Origin of the sequence: Chitinophaga sp. YR627 (assembly GCF_900114995.1) — a bacterium.
GTDB lineage: Bacteria > Bacteroidota > Bacteroidia > Chitinophagales > Chitinophagaceae > Chitinophaga.
Genome location: NZ_FOUX01000001.1, coordinates 1726885 through 1747874 on the forward strand (window position 1 = coordinate 1726885; position 20990 = coordinate 1747874).

Annotated in this window: 15 protein-coding genes; 6 read left to right on the top strand and 9 right to left on the bottom strand. The window is 45.2% G+C overall.

All coding sequences use genetic code 11. The features are described from left to right. Positions 1 to 12: 12 nt before the first annotated feature. From BMZ72_RS06375 to BMZ72_RS06390, 4 genes are all read right to left on the bottom strand, one after another. Positions 13 to 951 (bottom strand): FecR family protein, encoded by a 939-nt coding sequence (locus tag BMZ72_RS06375; RefSeq protein ID WP_089806346.1) that lies wholly within the window; start codon positions 949 to 951, stop codon positions 13 to 15. 99 nt (positions 952 to 1050) lie between these two features. After that, positions 1051 to 1620, bottom strand: a complete 570-nt coding sequence (locus BMZ72_RS06380; protein ID WP_089806348.1) for an RNA polymerase sigma factor — start codon at positions 1618 to 1620, stop codon at positions 1051 to 1053. A gap of 143 nt (positions 1621 to 1763) precedes the next feature. Continuing rightward, positions 1764 to 2228, bottom strand: a complete 465-nt coding sequence (locus tag BMZ72_RS06385; RefSeq protein ID WP_089806350.1) for a peroxiredoxin — start codon at positions 2226 to 2228, stop codon at positions 1764 to 1766. A gap of 80 nt (positions 2229 to 2308) precedes the next feature. Further along, positions 2309 to 2527 (bottom strand): hypothetical protein, encoded by a 219-nt coding sequence (locus BMZ72_RS06390; RefSeq protein WP_089806351.1) that lies wholly within the window; start codon positions 2525 to 2527, stop codon positions 2309 to 2311. Positions 2528 to 2625: 98 nt separating this feature from the next. Here BMZ72_RS06390 and BMZ72_RS06395 point away from each other — a divergent pair, with 98 nt between their 5' ends. Continuing rightward, positions 2626 to 4503, top strand: coding sequence for a M1 family metallopeptidase (locus tag BMZ72_RS06395; protein ID WP_089806353.1), 1878 nt, complete (start codon positions 2626 to 2628; stop codon positions 4501 to 4503). A 73-nt stretch (positions 4504 to 4576) separates the two neighbouring features. On the opposite strand, the gene BMZ72_RS06400 is transcribed toward BMZ72_RS06395, so the two are convergent. After that, positions 4577 to 5503 carry an AraC family transcriptional regulator gene (locus BMZ72_RS06400; protein ID WP_089806355.1) on the bottom strand — a complete coding sequence of 309 codons (927 nt, stop codon included), beginning with the start codon at positions 5501 to 5503 and terminating at the stop codon, positions 4577 to 4579. A 157-nt stretch (positions 5504 to 5660) separates the two neighbouring features. Here BMZ72_RS06400 and BMZ72_RS06405 point away from each other — a divergent pair, with 157 nt between their 5' ends. After that, a complete protein-coding gene (locus tag BMZ72_RS06405; RefSeq protein ID WP_089806357.1) occupies positions 5661 to 7190 on the top strand; it encodes an aldehyde dehydrogenase family protein in 1530 nt (509 codons plus the stop codon). Between the two features lie 179 nt (positions 7191 to 7369). Continuing rightward, positions 7370 to 7738 (top strand): DUF779 domain-containing protein, encoded by a 369-nt coding sequence (locus BMZ72_RS06410; protein WP_089806359.1) that lies wholly within the window; start codon positions 7370 to 7372, stop codon positions 7736 to 7738. A gap of 101 nt (positions 7739 to 7839) precedes the next feature. On the opposite strand, the gene BMZ72_RS06415 is transcribed toward BMZ72_RS06410, so the two are convergent. From BMZ72_RS06415 to BMZ72_RS06425, 3 genes are all read right to left on the bottom strand, one after another. Further along, positions 7840 to 9612 carry a cellulase family glycosylhydrolase gene (locus BMZ72_RS06415; protein ID WP_089807280.1) on the bottom strand — a complete coding sequence of 591 codons (1773 nt, stop codon included), beginning with the start codon at positions 9610 to 9612 and terminating at the stop codon, positions 7840 to 7842. A 71-nt stretch (positions 9613 to 9683) separates the two neighbouring features. Next, the gene (locus tag BMZ72_RS06420; protein ID WP_089806361.1) at positions 9684 to 10088 is read right to left on the bottom strand and encodes a ribosomal maturation YjgA family protein; all 405 of its coding nucleotides are present in this window, start codon (positions 10086 to 10088) and stop codon (positions 9684 to 9686) included. Positions 10089 to 10108: 20 nt separating this feature from the next. Continuing rightward, positions 10109 to 11281 (bottom strand): AraC family transcriptional regulator, encoded by a 1173-nt coding sequence (locus BMZ72_RS06425; RefSeq protein ID WP_177222694.1) that lies wholly within the window; start codon positions 11279 to 11281, stop codon positions 10109 to 10111. Between the two features lie 704 nt (positions 11282 to 11985). Here BMZ72_RS06425 and BMZ72_RS06435 point away from each other — a divergent pair. Both BMZ72_RS06435 and BMZ72_RS06440 read left to right on the top strand, forming a co-directional pair. Continuing rightward, positions 11986 to 14871 carry a TonB-dependent receptor gene (locus BMZ72_RS06435; RefSeq protein WP_089806366.1) on the top strand — a complete coding sequence of 962 codons (2886 nt, stop codon included), beginning with the start codon at positions 11986 to 11988 and terminating at the stop codon, positions 14869 to 14871. Positions 14872 to 14901: 30 nt separating this feature from the next. After that, complete coding sequence (locus BMZ72_RS06440; protein ID WP_089806369.1) at positions 14902 to 15711, top strand: tyrosine-protein phosphatase; 810 nt, start codon at positions 14902 to 14904, stop codon at positions 15709 to 15711. A gap of 820 nt (positions 15712 to 16531) precedes the next feature. Here BMZ72_RS06440 and BMZ72_RS06445 read toward each other — a convergent pair. Beyond that, positions 16532 to 19759 (bottom strand): RHS repeat protein, encoded by a 3228-nt coding sequence (locus tag BMZ72_RS06445; RefSeq protein WP_089806371.1) that lies wholly within the window; start codon positions 19757 to 19759, stop codon positions 16532 to 16534. Positions 19760 to 20279: 520 nt separating this feature from the next. Between BMZ72_RS06445 and BMZ72_RS06450 the strand changes: the two genes are divergently transcribed. Beyond that, positions 20280 to 20957: an NAD-dependent epimerase/dehydratase family protein gene (locus BMZ72_RS06450; protein ID WP_089806373.1), complete on the top strand. Its 678-nt coding sequence runs from the start codon at positions 20280 to 20282 to the stop codon at positions 20955 to 20957. Positions 20958 to 20990: the final 33 nt, after the last annotated feature.

Sequence of the window (20990 nt, forward strand, 5' to 3'; positions counted from 1 at the left end):
ATTACCGGTTTTTTATTGCGATTGTTTATTGAACACGATGTTGTTCCCCTTCCTGTTGTAGGTTAAATTATTGGCCAGGCTCAGTACCTCCAATACTTCCTGAATGCTGTCCTTCGCTGCAAATCCTGCCGTTACTTTGTAGGCAGATAAGGCAGTGTCCGCAAAGGAAATATGTACATTATATTTATTCTCCAGTAATACGGCGATCATATCCAGCCTTTCGTTATTAAACAAAAGCTGATCTGTTGTCCAGCCGCTGATCGCAGCTGCTTCTACGGTGTCTTTTACCAGGTCTTTTATGCCTGTATACAAGGTGGCTCTTTCATCCGGCAATAATATCATGGCGTTGGCATCTCCATCCTGTGTGACGGCTACCTTTCCTTCCTGTACGCTGACCTGTATAAAAGGCAGACCGGCGTAAGAGCGTACGTTAAAAATAGTACCCAGTACTCTTGTATGTAAATGTCCGGATGTAATGATAAAAGGACGGGCAGCATCTTCTGTTGCATGAACGCATACTTCTCCGCTGACAAGCTCCACCCGCCGTTCATTCCCTTTGAAAGTTGCCGGATAACGCAGATGACTGCCTGCGTTCAGCCATACGTCCGATCCGTCAGGTAGTTGCAGGTGATAGGGGATATTTCCTTCTGCATACAGATCCTTCCAGGTATGTTTGGGTCCGGATAACAGGAGATATAAAAGATAACCTGTTCCCAGGAGGAACAGTACGGCGGCGGCTATTTTCCATATCGGGATCATCCTGCGGATACGCGGTGGTTGCAGTTTCTCCCAGATTTGTTGCCGGGCTGCAGCAATCTGTTCTTCCGGTACGCCCGAACGATTCTTTTCACTTTGGTTTTTATACCATGTCTCAACCCGTAACCGCTCTTCTGCGGTACATGTACCATCAATATAAGATTGTATTAATTGCCTGAGTGCCTGATTATCCATATAGTGCCGCACTTTCGTGTGCGTACATATAAATGACAGGGCAAAAAGAAGGAGGGAGTAGAGGAGGTGTATTAACTTAATGTTAAGCGATAAAGGCGCCTAAAAAAGCATAAAAATGAAATGTACCAGTTTGTGTTTGAGAATGCGCACTGCATTGCTGACCTGCTTTTTAACGGTATCGGGTGACAGGTCGAGGTGTTCGGCTATTTCTCTGTGGGACAGGGTTGCTTTACGGCTCAGTTCAAATACTTCCCGCATTTTTGCGGGTAGCAGACTCACTTCCTTTTCTATACAGGAAATGAGTTCTTTTTCGTTCAACTGTTCTATAGTGCTGGTATCTGTTTCTGAAATGAATTGGCGGAGGCTGTCAAGATGATGCTGATAGGAACGTTGACTGGAGATCAGGTTTAGTACCCTGTTGCGCGTACTGATGTAGAGGTATGCCCCGAGTGATCCGTTGATCCGGAGGGCTGCGCCTTTTGTCCACAGATTGGCAAATACTTCCTGTACCACATCCTGTGCATCCGCATCATTCTCCAGCATACGGTATGCATGCTGATAAAGAACAGCGGAAAAGCGCCTGTAGATCTCTCCGTAGGCCGCTGTGTCGCCATGCTGAAATTCCCGGAATAATTGGTTGTCATCCCATTCACTTACTTGGCCTGACATAAAGCAGCATCTTTGTTTACGTGGCCCAAAAGTAATAGGGCTGCCGCTAATTCTTATATTAAATAATTGTGAGCAGCCGGGAGGGAGGCATAGAAAAAATGCCTGCATAGGGCCTTAACCCTATGCAGGCAGTATGTAGTCAGCTAAACATTAACATGCAACATCTCCAGCATTTTTTCCGCATGTGCATCTCCTTTCAGAAAGCCTCTGAAACTGGCTTCGATCTTTCCGTCCAGTCCTACGAGGAATGTTTCTCTACCTGTCAGGAACAGTATGTTTTTAATACCAAATTGTTTCAGCACCTTATTATCCGGATCGCTCAGTAATGTAAATGGCAGGCGATGATGTTCTTTAAATGAACGGTGACTTTCCACGCTACCGGCATTAATACCGATCACGATGGCGCCGGCATCTGTAAAGTCGGCATAACTGTCCCGGAAGGAGCAGGCTTCTTTTGTACAGATACCGCTTTCATCTTTCGGGTAGAAATAGATCACCAGCTTTTTTTTGCCGATATAATCCCGGATATTGAATGTCTGGCCTTTTTCATCCTGTAAACTGAATTCAGGAATACGATCGCCGGTAGTTAATGTTTTTGTCGTTGCCATTGCTGTGGTTTTACTGTGTTTGTAATTGATACAGCAAAACTACCAGCAATAACGCAGAAACATTTTAACCCAGGTTAAAATCATTGTTTCGCCAGATAATTATCGATCGCCATACCAATTTCCTTTGTTTCAGGTGTTTCATTATCTGTACCGTCTTCAAACCAGTGGTTAGCGCCTTCATTATCCTGCTTCAGGAAAAGGACCAGGGTCTTGCCGGGCAAGTCTACCTTAAAACGGTGCTTATCGGCTTGTTCGATCGTCAATGGGCTGTTGTTGTGATCAATGGTGAAAGTACTCATGTGTATCTGTTTTTATGATGAGTGGTACAATCATTATGCCTGTTTCATCCTACTATTCTGAGGGGGATGTATATTTGCAGGATATCTAAATACTACTTATGACCAGAATGCTGATCGCTCTGATGCTGATGCTCGGCTATGCCGGCATGGCTTCAGCCCAGGAGCTGTATGTACCCCGCAACATTAAAAAGGCCTATGCCAATAAGACAAGATCAAAGAACGGACAACCCGGAGAACGTTACTGGCAGAATAAAGGCCGTTATGATATACAGTTAAAGGTCAATGCCCCTTCCGGCGCGGTATACGGCCAGGAGAACATCCGCTATATCAACAACAGTCCGGATACACTGCGCAGTCTGGTGATCCGCCTGATCTGTAATCTGCATAAAGTAAACGCACCCCGCTCCGGTTATGTCGGCAGGGACTTCCTGACAGAAGAAGGCGTTATTATCGATACGTTCCTGGTTAACGGTGCGAATGTGCCTTTTGACAACGATATCGCCACCGTAGGTAATGTAAAACTGCCATCGGCGCTGAATGCAAAGGACAGTCTGGACCTGCACGTGAGCTGGCATTATACGCTGTCAAAACAAAGTGGAAGAGAAGGTAAAATAGACAGTACTACTTTCTTCCTGGCCTATGCCTATCCACGCGTCTCTGTATATGACGACTACAATGGCTGGGACCTGATCGAACACATGGACAGGGTAGAGTTCTACAGTGATTTCAATGACTATAATGTGGCTGTAACAGTGCCTAAAAACTATGTGGTTTGGGGAACAGGCGTATTGCAGAATGCTGCGGATGTATTGCAACCGGAGATCGCTAAAAGGCTGAAAGACTCTTATACAGCTGACCAGCTGATGCATATTGCCAGCAAAACAGAAATGAGCAATGGCAAGGTGACACAGCAGAAAGACTGGAATACCTGGAAATTCACCGCCTCCCACATCGCCGATGTTACTTTCGGTACCAGCAATCATTATGTATGGGATGCTTCCAGCGTAGTGGTAGATAGCACCATCGGCAGACGCACCAGTGTTCAGGCCGCCTACGATGATGCTGCCGAGGACTTTCACCATTCTGTGGATTTTTCCCGCTATGCGCTGGACTGGTTCTCCCGCAACTGGCCGGGCATACCATACCCTTTCCCGACGATGACCGCTTTCCAGGGTTTTGCTGATATGGAATACCCGATGATGGTCAATGATGCGACTGTCGGCCAGCAATTAGGCTTTGCACAGCTGGTACAGGACCACGAAATCGCACATACGTATTTTCCTTTCTATATGGGTATTAACGAAAGCCGTTATGCTTTCATGGATGAAGGCTGGGCGACTACCTTCGAATACCTGATCGGTATTGCGGAGAAAGGAAAAGCCGCAGCAGATAGATTCTATCAGTTATTCCGTGTACGATCTTATATCAACGATGCCTCCGCGGAAGAAGATCAGCCGATCATTGCACAATCTCACCAGTTAAGTGGTGTTGGTTATGGCAATAATGCCTATGGTAAACCATCCCTGGCATACCTCGCACTGAAAGACCTGCTGGGCGATCAGACATTCCGTAAATCACTGCATGCATACATGAACAGCTGGAATGGCAAACATCCGATGCCCTGGGATTTCTTCAATTCCATTAATACAGCTTCCGGGCAGGACCTGAACTGGTTCTGGAATAACTGGTTCTTTAGCAATAACTATATTGACCTGCAACTGGCAGACGTAAAGACGAAGAAAGACAACGCAGAACTGACCGTCCTGAATAACGGCGGATTCGCGATTCCTTTTGATGTGGTAGTGACTTTTGAGGATGGTAGCAGCAAAACATTACACCAGACGCCTGCGGTATGGAAAAACGGCAGCAAACGTATTACGGTGAATGTGCCGGTTAGTAAAAGTGTGACGGCTGTAAAGCTGGATGGTATTATCTATATGGATTATACGCCTGCGGATAACGAATGGAAGAAGTAAGAACAATTAAGAATTAAGGATTAAGAATTGGAATGCAGCGTAGATCTCCGCGGTAATTCTTAATCCTTAATTGTTAATTCTTAATTCCTAACGATTGATAGGCTTTAGGCGTTGTACCTTCCATCTTTCGGAATACTCTTATAAAATAATTCACATCGGTAAAGCCGCATAGCTTACTCACATCGTAGATGGAGCTTTGCGGCTTTGCTAATAATTCCTTCGCCAGTTTGATTCTTTCTTTGTTGACATATTCCACCGGCGTAATCCCAAACTGCTCTCTGAACCATTTAAAGAACAGATTCCTGCTCAGATAAGCTTTTCTGCTCAGCGCATCCACCGCAATCTTTTCTGTCAGGTGTTCACGGATGTAGTGTAATACGAAATTCAGGCGATTCCCATTATTATCTGTTACACTGCCGTCTACGGCCTGCCCCAGCTGCTGGCTTTGCAGGAGCCGGATCAACAGTTCTTTCAGTTGCAGATCAGCATAGATATTCTTGGTTTTATCATCACTGGTGCAGATACGGATCAGTTTATTGATGAGTTCTGTGATCTCATGATTATTCTCAAAATGGTACTGGTGGAAGGAAAGTTGCCAATTTTGTCTGCCTTCTCCGCTGTTATAGTAATTATTGAGATAATCCACCGTTTCACGGATGTAGACGTCATCGATGGCGAGGGCAATACACTGTGTCGGATTCTCTGCAGTGGCTTCAGGGAAATCAATGATCATTGTTTCCTGCGGAGGTACAATAACGGTTTCTCCCGGCAGATAATCAAAGGAAGGTTTATCAGAGAGATGCATCACTTTTTTGCCTCTTATCATGCTGGTTATGACGAGGTCATTGAAAGTGAGTGGTACGTGATACGCCTGCTCATAACTTTCAAAAATATTCAATTCACAATTGCGCAGATTGAACACGCGTCTGTTCTCCACTAACGCCTGTAACTCACGTGGAACGGTAAGGTCAATTTTCTGCAAATAATTTTTTATCTGCATAAGAGTAATCTATTTACTATTAACAAGTTAACCAAATTTCCCGCCTTCTCAAAATTAAGGTACGATCGTGCTATAAATAAGTACAAAAATATCCGCGTCTTCTCCTTAGTTCGTGATCTTAGCAGTATTATTTCATGTTAAACCAAATTCCACTATTATGAGCATTGCCACATCTGCTGCCCCTTCGACCCTGGCAGCACGTCCTGAATTCAAACCCAGATATGATCATTTCATTAACGGTGAATGGGCGCCACCATCCAGCGGTGAATATTTCGATAACATTTCCCCAATTGATGGTAAAGTATTTACACAGGCTGCGAGGGGGAATGCTGCGGATATTGACAAAGCCATCGATGCGGCGCATGCTGCTTTCACCTCATGGGGTAAAACAGCTGCTTCCTACCGCAGTAATCTCCTGCTCAAAATTGCACAGATCGTGGAAGACAACCTGGATTACCTGGCTGTCGTTGAAACAATAGACAACGGTAAACCGATCAGGGAAACCAAAGCGGCAGATCTGCCACTGGTTGTTGATCACTTCCGCTATTTCGCCGGTGTGATCCGCAGCGAAGAAGGCACCATCAGCGAACACGATGAAACTACTGTCAGCATCAATCTGCATGAGCCGATCGGTGTTGTCGGACAGATCATCCCCTGGAACTTCCCGCTCCTGATGGCTACCTGGAAAATAGCGCCTGCACTGGCTGCCGGCTGCTGCGTAGTAGTAAAACCCGCGGAGCAGACACCTACCAGTATTATGGTGCTGATGGAATTGATTGGTCAGGTATTGCCGAAAGGGGTGCTCAATATCGTGACTGGTTTTGGCGTAGAAGCAGGTAAACCGCTGGCATCCTCTCCAAAAGTGCAGAAAGTTGCATTTACCGGTGAAACAACTACCGGTAGACTGATCATGCAGTATGCCTCAGAAAACCTGATTCCTGTGACCATGGAACTGGGAGGTAAGAGTCCGAATATTTTCTTCGAAAGTGTCGCCGACGCAGACGATGACTTTTTCGATAAAGCAGTGGAAGGAGCCGTATTATTCGCCCTCAACCAGGGTGAAGTATGTACCTGTCCCAGCCGTATCCTTGTACACGAACATATCTACGACCGTTTTATGGAGCGCGTGATCCAGCGTACAAAAGCTATTAAAATGGGTAATCCGCTGGATGCGACCGTCATGATGGGTGCACAGGCTTCCGAAGACCAGTACCAGAAGATCCTTAGTTACCTGGATATTGGTAAACAGGAAGGTGCAGAAGTGCTGACAGGCGGTGAGGCTTTCCGTCAGAACAGCGGCCTGGAAAATGGCTATTATGTACAACCGACCCTGCTGAAGGGAAACAACAAAATGAGGGTGTTCCAGGAAGAGATCTTCGGACCGGTAGCCTGTGTAACGACCTTTAAAACAACAGAAGAAGCCATCGCTATCGCCAATGATACCCTGTATGGCTTAGGGGCAGGTGTATGGACCAGAGATGCGCATGAACTGTACCAGGTACCCCGGGCGATCAATGCCGGTAGGGTATGGGTGAACTGTTACCATGCTTATCCTGCACACGCACCATTTGGCGGGTATAAGAAATCAGGTTTTGGCAGAGAAACGCATAAGATGATGCTGAATCATTATCGTCAGACCAAAAACATGCTGATTTCTTATGGCAAACAGAAATTAGGTTTCTTTTAATGACTGATTAAGCGTTAAAAATCAAGGATTGAAATGCAGTGAAGACCGGTGAATAAAGGCTTCTATTATGCTTAAAAAAGATATCGATGCAGATGTTTGACTCGTAACGTCCTGATTTACTGACTCCTGCATTTCTTTCTTATCCCTGATTCTTAATACTTAATTGCTAACTGATATTCATGACCGCTCGAATCATAGCAACAGCCGAAGCCATATCCTTGATCAATGAGCTCCGTCACACGAATGGCCCCCTCATGTTTCACCAGAGTGGGGGCTGTTGTGACGGATCTCAACCGATGTGCTTTCCGGAAGGGGAGTTTAAAGTGGGCGCATCGGATGTATGCCTGGGCGAGGTCGCCGGGTGTAAATTCTATATGAGTGCGGACCAGTTTAACTACTGGAAACACACGCAGCTGATTCTGGACGTCATCAGAGGGCGTGGTAGTAGCTTTTCACTGGAAATTCCGCTGGGGGTCAGGTTTCATACCCGTTCCCGGGTGTTTACTGACGAAGAGATAGCGGAGTTAGAGGGACAATCGCACTCCTGAAATTGAAAAGTCCTGTCAGTATTGACCGACAGGACTTTCCTTTAACACAACTTTATTGATATCGTTATCGTCTTTGCTTTACCCAAAAGCATAAAAGGCGTTTATGGGACAGGGGACTTCTCAAAACGGATGGCTTTCAGGTCAAATCCTCCCGACTCGGCGGATAAGCGGAGGGTTTGGCGGCCATTCTTTAATGGTACGTTATTGAGTGTGTAAGTCTGCCAGGCACCGTTGGTGTTCTCTTTTGCAGGGATCACCGTTACTTTTCCTACCGGTTTACCATCAATGCTCAGCGCCAGTTTACCCGGCGTCTTACCAGGAGCCGCCACAAAGGAGATATTATACTTGCCTTTCAGCAGTACAGACACGGTATACTTCATCCACTCCCCGGTAGCAATATCGGTTACATAATACGTATCCTTTTCTGCCGAATCAGCAACAATATCAATACCGTCGTTACGATACGTCCTGCCACGGTTACCTCCGGTCCATTTTGGATTGGAAATGCGATAGTTAGCAGTATCTGTATCAAAATAAGCGGCACGCAGGGCTCCCAGATCATAATCTACCGCTTTGATCTCACCTTTGTTATTGATATTATTGGTTTTGAATGGAAGCGTTTTATCACTGAACGGCTGGCGGATCATCGCATCGATCACATCCCGGTGCAGGATATTACGGTTGATGTTTGCTGCCCTGGCAACTTCCATCAGGCCTTCATAGGCAATATCTGCGGATGGCGCACTGGCTTTACCGCTCACATAGTCTATCACACGCATGTAATTGTCATTTGCCCTGATCTCCAGCGGGTTATTGGCACCCAGTTTCTTCAAAGGCCACCAGGACCAGCCGATATTGTTCTTTTCAAACAGGCGGATCGCTTCTGTAAACCATACATTGGAATTTTCACCGGTTTCACCGAGCCATACCGGCACATTGTATTTCTGGCGGAAGTCCAGGATGTGTTGAATGGATTTGGTATCGTTGAGGTTCCAGTATTTATGGAAACTCAGCACCATATTTTTATCCCATGTCGGCAGGATACCGTTGTAATTGTTTCCCCAGCCATTTCCTTCAATGATGATGATGTGACGGTCATCTACTTCACGAATCGCGCGGGTAATATCCTGCATAAGTTTCTTCAGCGGAACGTTGTTTTGCTCCTTCAGACCATTTTTATCGCTGTCCGGATCCTCAAAACCATAGTTAGGTTCATTCAGGATGTCGTAAGCACCGATATACGGCTCATTACGGTAGCGTTCTGCCAGTTTTTTCCAGAGCGCGACGGTCTTCAGGCGATCGGGCTCACTTTCCCATAAAGAAGGTTTAGCACCGTCTCTGTCGGAGATATTCAGGTCGTTTCCCTGTCCGCCTGGTGCTGCATGCAGATCCAGGATCAGGTACATATGATTGGCCTTACACCATGACAATAAACTATCTGTCATGGTAAATCCCTTTTCCAGCCAGGTGTTTTGTCCGGCGACAGGCTCTTTGTCAACCGGCAAGGTGTACAGATTAAAGTGCATGGGCAAACGAACGGAATTAAATCCCCAGGCTTTCAGTGAGTCGATATCTGCCTTTGTGGTATGATTGTCCAGCCAGGCGTCATAAAACTCCTGTGTTTTCTCCGGACCGATCAGCTTTTCAATACCAGCGCGGATCCTGTGTTGCTGGCCCTGGCCATTTACCCGGAGCATGTATCCTTCCTGGAGCATCCAGCCACCCAGGCCGATACCCCTTAACAGTACATTTTCTCCTTTTTCATTTACGATTTTGGTGCCCTGGGCTGCAAGAAATCCCTGGCTCCATCCCTGTAATGGTTTGAGGGAGATGGATGATAGTAATAATAACGTGACGCTTTTAAATAGTTTCATAACCAATTTATTATAACGAATAAAATTGACACGGGAGAAAATAGGCATTTATGGGAAAACAGGAAAGGAGTTTAGTGAGCAGGACTACGTCGTTCCACTAGCCAACCGATAGCCAGTCCGAGTACACAGCCTATAAAATAGCAGACACAATCACTCAGGGCAAAATCATAACCTAGTATCAATCCGAAAGGGAAGGTCCTTCTCAGGTCCACGATCCACGGGGCTTTATACAGCTGTTGTAATTCAATGGCGATACAGGCGAGATAGCTGATAACGCCGATTTTCAGCAGTTCTGTCACCGGAAAGAGAAAGCGTAAAAGGAAGAACAGGCAGGTGGCATATAGTACATCGCCGCCATACACACTTATGATAGACGGAAAATAACCGGGATAACGCCGTGTAGCCAGGCCTAATGGGATGGTCAGTAAAAACAGTACGAAATAAAGGAGGACTTTCCTTGTTTTGATAGGGCTCATATAGCCAAAGATAGGAAAGATTACAATGTTTCAGCCCGCATCTCAGCTACAGAACGGAGGTAGGCTGTAGGCGTCAGACCAGTGATCTTCTTAAAATACTGATTGAAAGAGGACTTGGCTTTGAAGCCGCAGTCAAAAGCGAGTGTGAGCACATTAACGGGGAGTGCCTTGCTGCTCATAAACTGCATCTGTTGAATGGCACGCTCAATGCGCATTTCATTAATGAACTGGTAAAAGCTTTTGGAGGCATAGGAATTCAGCGCTTCAGAAAGATGGTATTTGCTGATGCCAACAGAACCGGCCAGTTTATCCATATTCAGGTCTGCATCAGTAAATATCCTCGTCCGTTGCAGGTGTTGCTCCAGTTTGTCCATGATCTCACGATGCTCGGTAGTGGTGAGTTGGGTTCTGCGAACAGGGGAGGATTGTTCCCGTATATCTATCAGATCTGCCTTTTCTGCCGATATCTGTTCCTGCTTATCTCTTCCCGCAACGGTTTCACTATATATACTATGCACGGTGGCCGTGGGAACAACCGCCACGTATTTATAACGGATAATGATAAAACACACGATCAGGAGGATCGAATACACAATATCCCTGCAGAAGATCAGGTCTTTATCTTCCACCCAGTTCAATGCATGTATACCCTGAAAAACATGTGCCACAGCACTGATCGTTAGCAGGCAATAAGAAATCCATTCTATCAGCTGTCGTTCCTGTGGTTTCTGTTGCAAATATTTCCTGGCAACGTTAAGCGCCAGCAATGGGAAAAAAGTACCCGCAGCCAGCATACTCCAGGTGGAGGTCTGGTTATAGATCTGCAAAGCGGCATATCCCGCCTGCAAAGAGAATTCCAGTACGCATACGACAGTCAGGTAACCGATCGCTCCTAATATAAACGGGATAAATACATACCAGCGGGAGGCAGGTATGAATGATTCGTCTTTGTTTTTAAGTGCATATAGATAGAGCAGTGGACCATAACAGAAACCAATAAAGGTGTTCATCTGGAACCGGATATGCGCATCGCTGACAACAGTGTAGATATAGAATTTCGTTGCCAGATGTGCGGCAATACATAACAGCAGTAGAATAAGCAAGGCGTCTGCTTTGCTTTTCAATCTGTTCGTCCATAGTAATAGAACGGCTGTAAATGCCTGGAACGTCCCTATTGCAATAACATAGATCATATGTGTGCTCGTGTCGCTAAAATATAAAAGCAATGTTATCACAATGTTATCTTGATGGTAACAGGGGCGATTTTCAATTGTGTTAGTTGGATGAAATCGGTGTTTTATGCCTCTCATAGTCAATTACACAGCGGGGTAAGTGCATAGAACAGTTTTATCTTGATGAGAATCAGCTGAGTAACAGAGACTTATTTTCAGTCATATCCACAAGAACAATCGTGATTTATGAAGACACTTGTCTCTTGTAAGTCTATTGAATTGAGACAGTCAGGTCATAGCGAAGGATTTCAGATGGAGACCCTGGCCTCAGCTATTTGAAATACGCCCACCGCCAAACAAGGGTTAAATAGAAATTCCCAACGCCCAACACGACCTCCCAAGTTCAATAGATAGGAACTTCAAAGAGCGTCAGCCAGAGGTCCCATCTGAAACCGCAGCGTAAGCCCCCTGCACTAAAATAAGTAAGCTACGAAGCCCGAAGTCCCACAAGAGAAAACAATAATTACTGATCACATTAATCACCGAAACACGCGTTCTCACCCCCCGTAAAACTATTCCGTAACGATTTCTTAACCTTGTTTAAGTATTTGATTTTCAATACTTGCACGTACGTCTCGACTGAAAAGAACGCCTGTAGGTAGCATTCGTTGCATACGGTCGCACAGCCATCCGGGATGAGGCAATTTTGTGGAAAATCATACGACATGTATTTTCTTTTTAAGCAGAGAACAACACAGGTAATATCGCCGGCAAGACTGTTAATATTGTCAGCCATGGTCTTACCCACGGTGTTTGCAAATGCGCAGACAATTAAAGGAACCGTGTCAGGTAAAGAAGGACAATTACCTGGTGCGTCGATACAGAGCCCTGCCACAAAGCAAGGCACTTCTACTGACCTGAACGGAAGTTTTACCCTAAACACACATACAACAGGCAAGGTAAAGGTCCTGGTATCTTATATAGGACATACACCAAAAGAAATAGAACTCGATATTAAAACTGGTATCAATGATGCCGGTGTGATCATACTGACACCTACAGAAGGGCAATTGGGTGAGGTACTGGTAAAAGGCACCATGGCGCCTTCTCAGATCAAAGCCCTGAGTATCAAAAAGAATTCCCTCGCTATAATGGACGTGATCGCGGCAGATGCGATCGGGAAACTGCCTGATCGTAATGCTGCAGAAGCCGTACAGCGTGTACAGGGTGTTGCAGTAGCCCGTTACCATGGAGAGGCAGATGCGGCGACCGTAAGAGGTACGCCTTTCGCCTGGACATCTACTATGTTTAATGGCAGTCGTCTGCCAAGTGCCAATGTAACCGGCGGACGTAACTCTGTGCTCGATGCCGTTCCTTCTGAAATGATCCAGTATGTACAGGTCGCCAAAGCCCTGACTCCTGATATGGAAGGTGATGCCATTGGTGGTAGTATCAATTTCATTACCCGTACCGCTCCGGCGAAAAGACAGTTGAATGTCAGCGCCGCTGGTGGTTATAATACTTTCTCTCAGAATGGTACCTATAATGGCTCGGTTGTATATGGCGACCGTTTTTTTAAAGGTAAACTGGGTGTAATGGTCGCTGGTGCCATCTGGGACAGGCAATGGGGTACCGACTCTTATGATATCGCGTACAATACCGGTCTGGCCGATCCGACCCAACAGAAATCCATCAGTACCGTGATGCTGAAAAGATATATGGGACGTCGCCAGACTTATGGCGGTAATGTAGGGCTGGAGTATAAATTCAACACCAGCAATAAGATCTATTTCCGCGGACTGATGGACAAGTTCAATGATATCCGTCCGGTATATGAATCTTATGTCGACTATAATAACAGCCGTTATCAATATAACTACCGCTATTCTTACTACCAGACCACATTAAATGGCGCCGAATTAGGAGGTGAGCACCAGTTGTCTTCCCGCATCAAAATGGACTGGGCAGTGAGCGACTATTACACAAAATTCTTCCTGGAAACACCACCGACCAATAACAACAAAGGCTTACCTATTGCAACATTCCGTCAAAAGATCAACGGTGGATTCAAAAATCTCTCCGCTGACGGTAAACGTTACTGGGGATTTGACTCTCCAGACGGCATTGGTGGTGATCCTTTGCATTTTGATGCTGGTCTGAAAGACCCTTCTGAAGTAATGGATGCCTCCAAACTGACTTTACAGCAGCTGGTAATCTCTCAGCTGGATACTAAAGAACACGACAAGACTGCACAGCTGAATTTTAAAGTCAATGTGGCTTCTAAAGTAAACCTGAAATTCGGGGGCAAATACCGTCACAAAGACCGTACTTCTACTTTCGGGTCCAATATAGTATACCTGCCGGGAGCAGCCCTGGGTATCCCGAACTCACCTGCTTTGCTGACACTTTCTCAGTTACAACGCACAGCCTTCCCGGAAAAAGCGGGTTTCTTCACAAAACTGAAGAGCAATCATGATAATATGATGATAGACCCTATCACCAAAGAGCAGCTTTTCAATTTATACGATCCTGCTACTCTGAGAGCCAATGGTTTCGGTGACTATACCTCCGCTTCGAATGCAACTAACCTCTATACCGGTACAGAAAACGTCGCTGCAGGTTATGCGATGGCCGAAATAGATGCTACCGACAAACTGAAGATCGTAGCTGGTGTACGCAACGAGTATACCACACTGAATATGCGGGGTTCCAAAGCGACCAAAGATGCCACAAATGGTGCCACTGAAATCAGCGATGTAGCTGTAAAAAACAACTACAATGCCTTGCTGCCAATGTTGCACCTGAAATATGCACTCAACGATCATGCGAACCTGCGTGCTGCTTATACCCGTACTTTTATCCGTCCAAACTTCACTGACCTGACACCAGGTGAGTCGATCGATAATTCAAAATCACCCGTAACCATCACCAGAGGAAATCCTGCTTTAAAACCGACCTTCTCCAGCAACTTCGACGTTATGGGAGAATATTATTTCAGTAACATCGGTTTGTTATCCGGAGGCGTGTTCTACAAACAAATCAAAGACGTCATCTTCTCCGACAGAACTACCTATAACGAGAATGGCGGCAGTTATGTAGTGACACAGGCAAGAAACTTAAATGACGCCAAACTATTTGGTTTTGAAGGCGGTATCAATAAACGCCTGAGTTTCCTGCCAGGTATCCTTGCTGGTCTGGGCGTAGAATTCAACTATACATATATCCACTCAGAAGTGGAAGTACCAAGAACAGGTACTGGTCTGTCAGACAAAACAAGTCTTCCGAATCAGTCCAAAAACATCTTCAACAGTATCCTGTTCTACGAGCGTAATGGTGTAATGGTACGTCTGGCGGGCAACTACCGCGGCGCGTCTGTAGAAACGATCAATCAGGCAGCAGGTAAGGACTTCTTCGTATGGACAGATAAGAACTTCACCATCGATGCCTCTGCTACTGTCAACATTACCAAAAGCCTGCGTGTTTTCGTAGAACTGAACAATCTCACCAATGAACCACTCAGATTATACATGGGTGATAAACGCCGTGTAACCTCTACAGAGTGGTACGGTAGCCGTGGACAGGCAGGTATTCGTTGGGATATCATCAAATAACTTTCTATAAAAAAACAAAACAGCTGTAATATGAAAAAATTAGTATTGGCCTGCGCCTTGCTGGCGCCGTATATTTCCTTTGCCCAGTTGGCAGATAGCTCCAAACGTGTGGTAAAGATGCAGGGCACCGTCAACTTCCGTGATGCCGGTGGATACACTACCAAAGACGGTAAAACTGTTGCCTGGGGTAGAGTCTACCGCTCTGCTGATGTCAGCAAGCTGACGGAACAGGATCTGGCTACATTGGAAAAACGTAATATTCATACTGTGATCGATTTCCGTGGTGTCAAAGAATCAGCCGCGGCTCCTGATCATCTGCTGCCGGGTACTAAATATACCCTCAGTCCGGCGGGAAGCGATAGTCTGCCAGGCGCAGGACAGATCATCCAGCAAATCAAAGAAGGTGGCTTCCTCGAAAAATTCTATAGCAATACCGCTCCACTCGGCGAACGCTACAGACCTTTGTTCCAGCAGCTGCTGGCATTGCCTAAAGGCGAAGCGATCATGTACCACTGTACCGGTGGCCGCGATCGTACCGGCATGGCAACAGCACTCTTCCTGTATGCCCTCGGCGTGCCACAGGAAACGATCGAAGCTGACTATGTAGCGAGCAATGTGTACCTGGAACCAATGAATGCCCGTATGTTCAAGTCATTTACGACAGGCACCGGATTGGATGAACAGACTGTTCGTAAAGCAATGGAACTCAGACCAGCGTACATCAGAGCTATGTTCGCCGCTATCGTAACAAAGTATGGTTCCGTAGAGAACTTCTTTGAGAAAGAGCTGGGTGTTGGAGCGCCACAACTGAAAGAGTTAAAGAAGAAGTATACCATTTAATACAATATTGAAACCCTGATAAAATGCCTTTATCGGCATGGATGATATCGCAGGAATTGCCTTCCTAATGGAATGGGTGGTTCCTGCGGTTGTTTTTGGGATACGTTAATGATTTGATGGATGCTCAGTATACCATATATCATCTCAACGTGTTAAAATGCCCTCTATGAATTCCACAAATCAACTCCTGAACATTACGCGCGTCCTATTGAACAGTAAGCTCCTGCCGTTACTTTTGGGACATACTCTCAAATCATTTCCATATATCGCACAAACCATCTCTTAAGTATTCTGCTGACTATAGCGCAGTAGACCACTGCGACAACCTGGGAATATATGATGAAATCATCCTTATTAATGACAAATCACCACCTAAGCAAACTGCTGCCTAAAGAACAGCGCCTCTTCACAAGTACACCACTGTAGCTACTTCAGGGCATATGATGAAGTCATTCTTATCAGTGACAAATTACTTCTTAGGCATCTGGCTAGCCATAGCGCAAAGACCACTGCGACAACCTGGGAATATATGATGAAATCATCCTTATCAGTGACAAATTACTTCTTAGGCATCTGGCTAGCCATAGCGCAAAGACCACTGCGACAACCTGGGAATATATGATGAAATCATCCTTATCAGTGACAAATTACTTCTTAGGCATCTGGCTAGCCATAGCGCAAAGACCACTGCGACAACCTGGGAATATATGATGAAATCATCCTTATCAATGACAAACACTTCTTAGGTATTTTGCTGAACGAAGCACAGCGCACCCGGCAATTATCTACAGTATACCCTCGACAATTCATCCTGAGCAACTCACTGATTAACAGGATGCTGGTATCTGTAATCAAAGTGTTTGATAATATTCCCGTCGACATCCTTTACTGTCGCCAGTCGCTGAAAACCATCATACTGATAATATATTACACGCCCTGAAGGATCCGTTTCACTGGTCACACCTGCCTGTGGAGAATAGGTATATGTATACACCTGTGTATTACTATCAGCCAGGGCTGTCCTGATCTTATTAATTTCATCCCGTAATGCCTGATCAGAAGCTGGATTATTAAGCACGCTGGCGTTTACCAGTCCGGCTACCTCATTATAGGTCGCGCCAACTATGCGCGCCACCGGAAGCTCATTGCGATATCCCCATAGATATACTTCATGTACATCTTCCGTTTTGGCCTGTTCCAGTAAATGAGCATCAGTATCATACCGCAGAAACTGTAAACGACTTTCCATCGGACCATCACCGTTGATCAATTCTTTTGAAACCGGCGCATTGAAAGTATGGAAGAAACCGAAGTTTGTTTTGTCCCGGTAAATCTGCTCGTTATCACGTGTGATGACTGTTTCTATTTTCTCATTCAGGATATTCCTGGCGACCATACTATCATATACCGCCGTCCCTCTATAGTCAGTCGGATACTTATAAGTTTTAGAAAGTACACTCAGATCACTGCTGACGGATGTCTCATTGATTATCTGTAAATTATATGGATTATATTGATAGCTTACTTTACTGATGAGTACATTCCCGTCGTTATCATAAGTACTATCCGTTCTCGAACCCAACACCGGCCAGTATTGATAAAGTTTATACATACTGCCAATAAAGCTCCATTTACTGCCTTCCGGACAGATAGTTGTCGGATAGCCATCTGATTTACGGATACCGATCTTCGCACCCCATATCCAGGCAAAATTCCGGGCTCCTGTTGCGTTGTTCATTGCATATTCATTTGTCGTCGCTTTAAGTATATTACCCGCCGCATTGTAAATTTTGTGTGCCAGCAATAATCCTCTCAGGTCTTCTTTACTGGATTTAGGCGCATAGGGATACCCGTTACCACCTTCGTCATACAAACCGGTGATTGTATAGAAAAAGTCCTCTCTGCCATTTTCCCCATGTTCACCACTGAATATGCTTACTTTGGAATACCCCACAGGAGATCCCTGCGTTCGTCCCAGGGAATTTAACGAAGTAGAATATCTGGTAAAATACGGCAGATCACCTGTCTTATATGGCTGTCCGCCGCCCTCCGAAGTAGAGACATTACAATAGTATGCAGTGAATGTAACATCCTCATATTTAGGCAGATCGAGTAATACACCGGATGAGATGCTATCATTGAGCATATATTCATACCGCCGGACAATATCATTACGGTGATCAATTCCATCAAATAATGTTATTCGTTTTATTCTGTTTCCACCCGCCGTCCTGCTATATATAGCAGGAACAGGAAAGTAATCGTATTTCTTATAATACACGCTGATCCTGGCCTGCTCTGTAACAAGATCACGTCGTGCTATCAGATAATATCGCTGTCCTCTGTTTAGCGTCAACGCCATTGTAAGTGTCTGATTACGTGAGTCTCCAGCCGCTGCTTTTAAGCGCCAGTTAGCATCATAGACCAATACTTCCGCCAATGCATCACCCGCAATCTTTCCTTTTACAAAATAGGTAATCGTTGTTTTTTGTCCGATGATATCAGGTACAATAATCATCACGGTATCCGCAGCTATGCCTGATGTTGTCTTGACGGCGTTCGTATTGGCAGTGAGGGAAGCATCTGTCATAACGGAGTCTATCCCTTTCGGTGAATACTGATACTGTGCATTATAGTACGAATACCGGTGAGGTTCATAATCAAACGTTGCTACGCCGCCAGTGGGATAATTTATTGCCTTTAACAGGCCCTTCTGCATGTAAATAGCGTCTGGTTCACGGTTAGCACCCGCTAAAACATTACCCATATTATCATCATAGGCAGGTACTAACGTGCTGTTGTTTTCTCCATTGAAATATCCCCAGTGATCTTGTGACAATGATTTTTTAGAAGGCAGTGCCTCCGGATCAATGTATGAAAACAGGTATTTCAGCGTATCATTGCCACCTGTTTCACAGAATGAAGATAATAACATTCGCTTAGTCAAAGGGTCTGATTTTGTGGCATTTGTATATTGCTGATTGAACAGCATCTTTTTATACAGTGTCGATCCTGCATAAATTTCCATCCCCGTTAATCTGTATTTATTACCTGAGTTAACATCCTTACGATCATTACTGATTGCAAACAATATTTTCCCGCTGTTACAGGTGATACTATTCAGTACATGCGTATGGAGTGTCTGATAATTCAGCGTATAACTTTCCCTATGCGTATCCATCAGACCACCTCCTGAGCAGGGCGTATTACTTTGCCCGGGCAACAGATCATAAACGGTATAGGAGGGTATCCCGTCCTCATAAGTGTATGTCAGCGGTGTATAATTGAACGTGATACTATCGCGTAAAGTAGCGGAAACTATTCTGGTAAGAAACCACGCGGAATTACCTGCATTAACACTAATTGCGTCCCCGGGATAAGTTTCCGAACTGGTAGATGAATGTTCTATGTTCCTGAATTCATACCTGTTACCATCCTCTGTTACAATAGTAAAACCGGTGGTCTGATTGCCTGATAGTTTCCATGCTTTATATGGAGAGAAGAAAACCTGACCATTTTTATCGAAGAACATTTTGGCCGCATAGCCAGCAAAATTTAGAAAATAGAGGTCCGGTGAAAGGTCCAGTCTTCCTTCGCCTATGTCTTTTTTGTTACAGGTGCTGAGGCCATTCAGCCAGTTGGTCGGATTGCTGTCCGTATAAAGTGGCAGCTTCGTTGATTTCGCAGCGGCAGTATAACCCGGTGTAGTCACCAGCTCATCATTCTTTCCCATAGCAGACCTGGTGATAACACCCCCTACAGAAAGGTCCCAGCCTAGTCCTACCCAGTTACCTTCCTGATCAACAGGAATTCCGGCGCCACCTGTGTAACTCAACGTGACTGAATGACGAAGGGTACCAGATTGGATGACTGTCAACGGAAAACTGACATTGGCCGTACCGCTGTAAGTGCTAACGGGAATATCAGTGACCTTCACCAGTTCGCTGGCAGCGGAAGACGGCTTGTAGACAGTCGTTGGCGCTGTCATATCAAAAGAAGACCGTTCCTGTCCATAGCTATCGTTGGCAGCTACCAATAAGAAAAGCATACAGCATTTCCGTAGAAATGAACAAACAGTTAGCATAACAATCTATTCGGGACTTTAATGTGATGCGGTTAACCTGTGCACGATGGCGCAGGCGGTTAACAAGCAATATGGTTAAGAAAAACGGTGTAGCTGTTTCATAGGCTAACAATGTGTGATGCTGAAACAGTACGATAGCGAAATAAAGGAATTTTTTATTACGAAAACGTTAATCCGATGTGAATGAAAAAAATCAGCGCCCATCATCCCCAATACCCGGTAAAGACCTGGAGCGATATAAAACCTTTATCCCGAAACCTACTGTGTATCAGTTATATAAGGTAGATAACTCCCAGGTAAGCTGTAGATAATTCGTAGATAAGCCGTAGATAACCCGTATCTATAGGAATGGAGTATATACGGGTTATCTACGGCTTATCTACGAATTATCTATGAAATACATCCCTGACAAAGCCCTGTCATAGCCAGCCAGATGACCTGACTGTTGACAAATCATTAACTGATTTATACTATCTTGCCCCTGATGAAAATAAAAGCCATTATTACAGGTGCTACGGGAATGGTAGGAGAAGGAGTGTTGCTGGAATGTCTGCAAAACCCTGATGTAGCAGCTGTCCTGGTTATTAACCGGAAACCTTGCGGCGTGACGCACGCCAAATTAAAGGAGATTATCCACCAGGATTTCCTGGACTTGTCACCTATCCGCGCGCAGTTAAGCGGGTACAATGCCTGTTATTTCTGTCTGGGAGTGTCTTCAGTCGGCATGGACCAGGATACCTATTACCGGCTCACCTATACGCTGACCTTACATGTGGCAAATGTGCTGAGTGAACTCAATCATGACATGACGTTCTGTTATGTATCAGGCGGTGGTACCGATTCGGCTGAAAAAAGCAGGATGCACTGGGCCAGAGTGAAAGGAAAAACAGAGAATGACCTGATGAAATTGCCTTTTAAAGCGGCGTATGCTTTTCGTCCGGGATTTATCAAAAAGCTGGACGGACAGCAATATGTACATAAATTCTATAAGTATATAAACTGGGTGTTCCCGATTGGAAGATTCCTGGCTCCGGGAGGCTTCTGTACAATGAAAGAACTGGCCCATGCTATGATGCAGGTCACATTACAGGGATATAAAACCCGGGTGCTGGAGGGAAAGGATATTATTGCAGCAGGAAAGGCACATATGGGTACTAAATAAAGCATATAGAGGAGAGGTGATATCGAATATCAC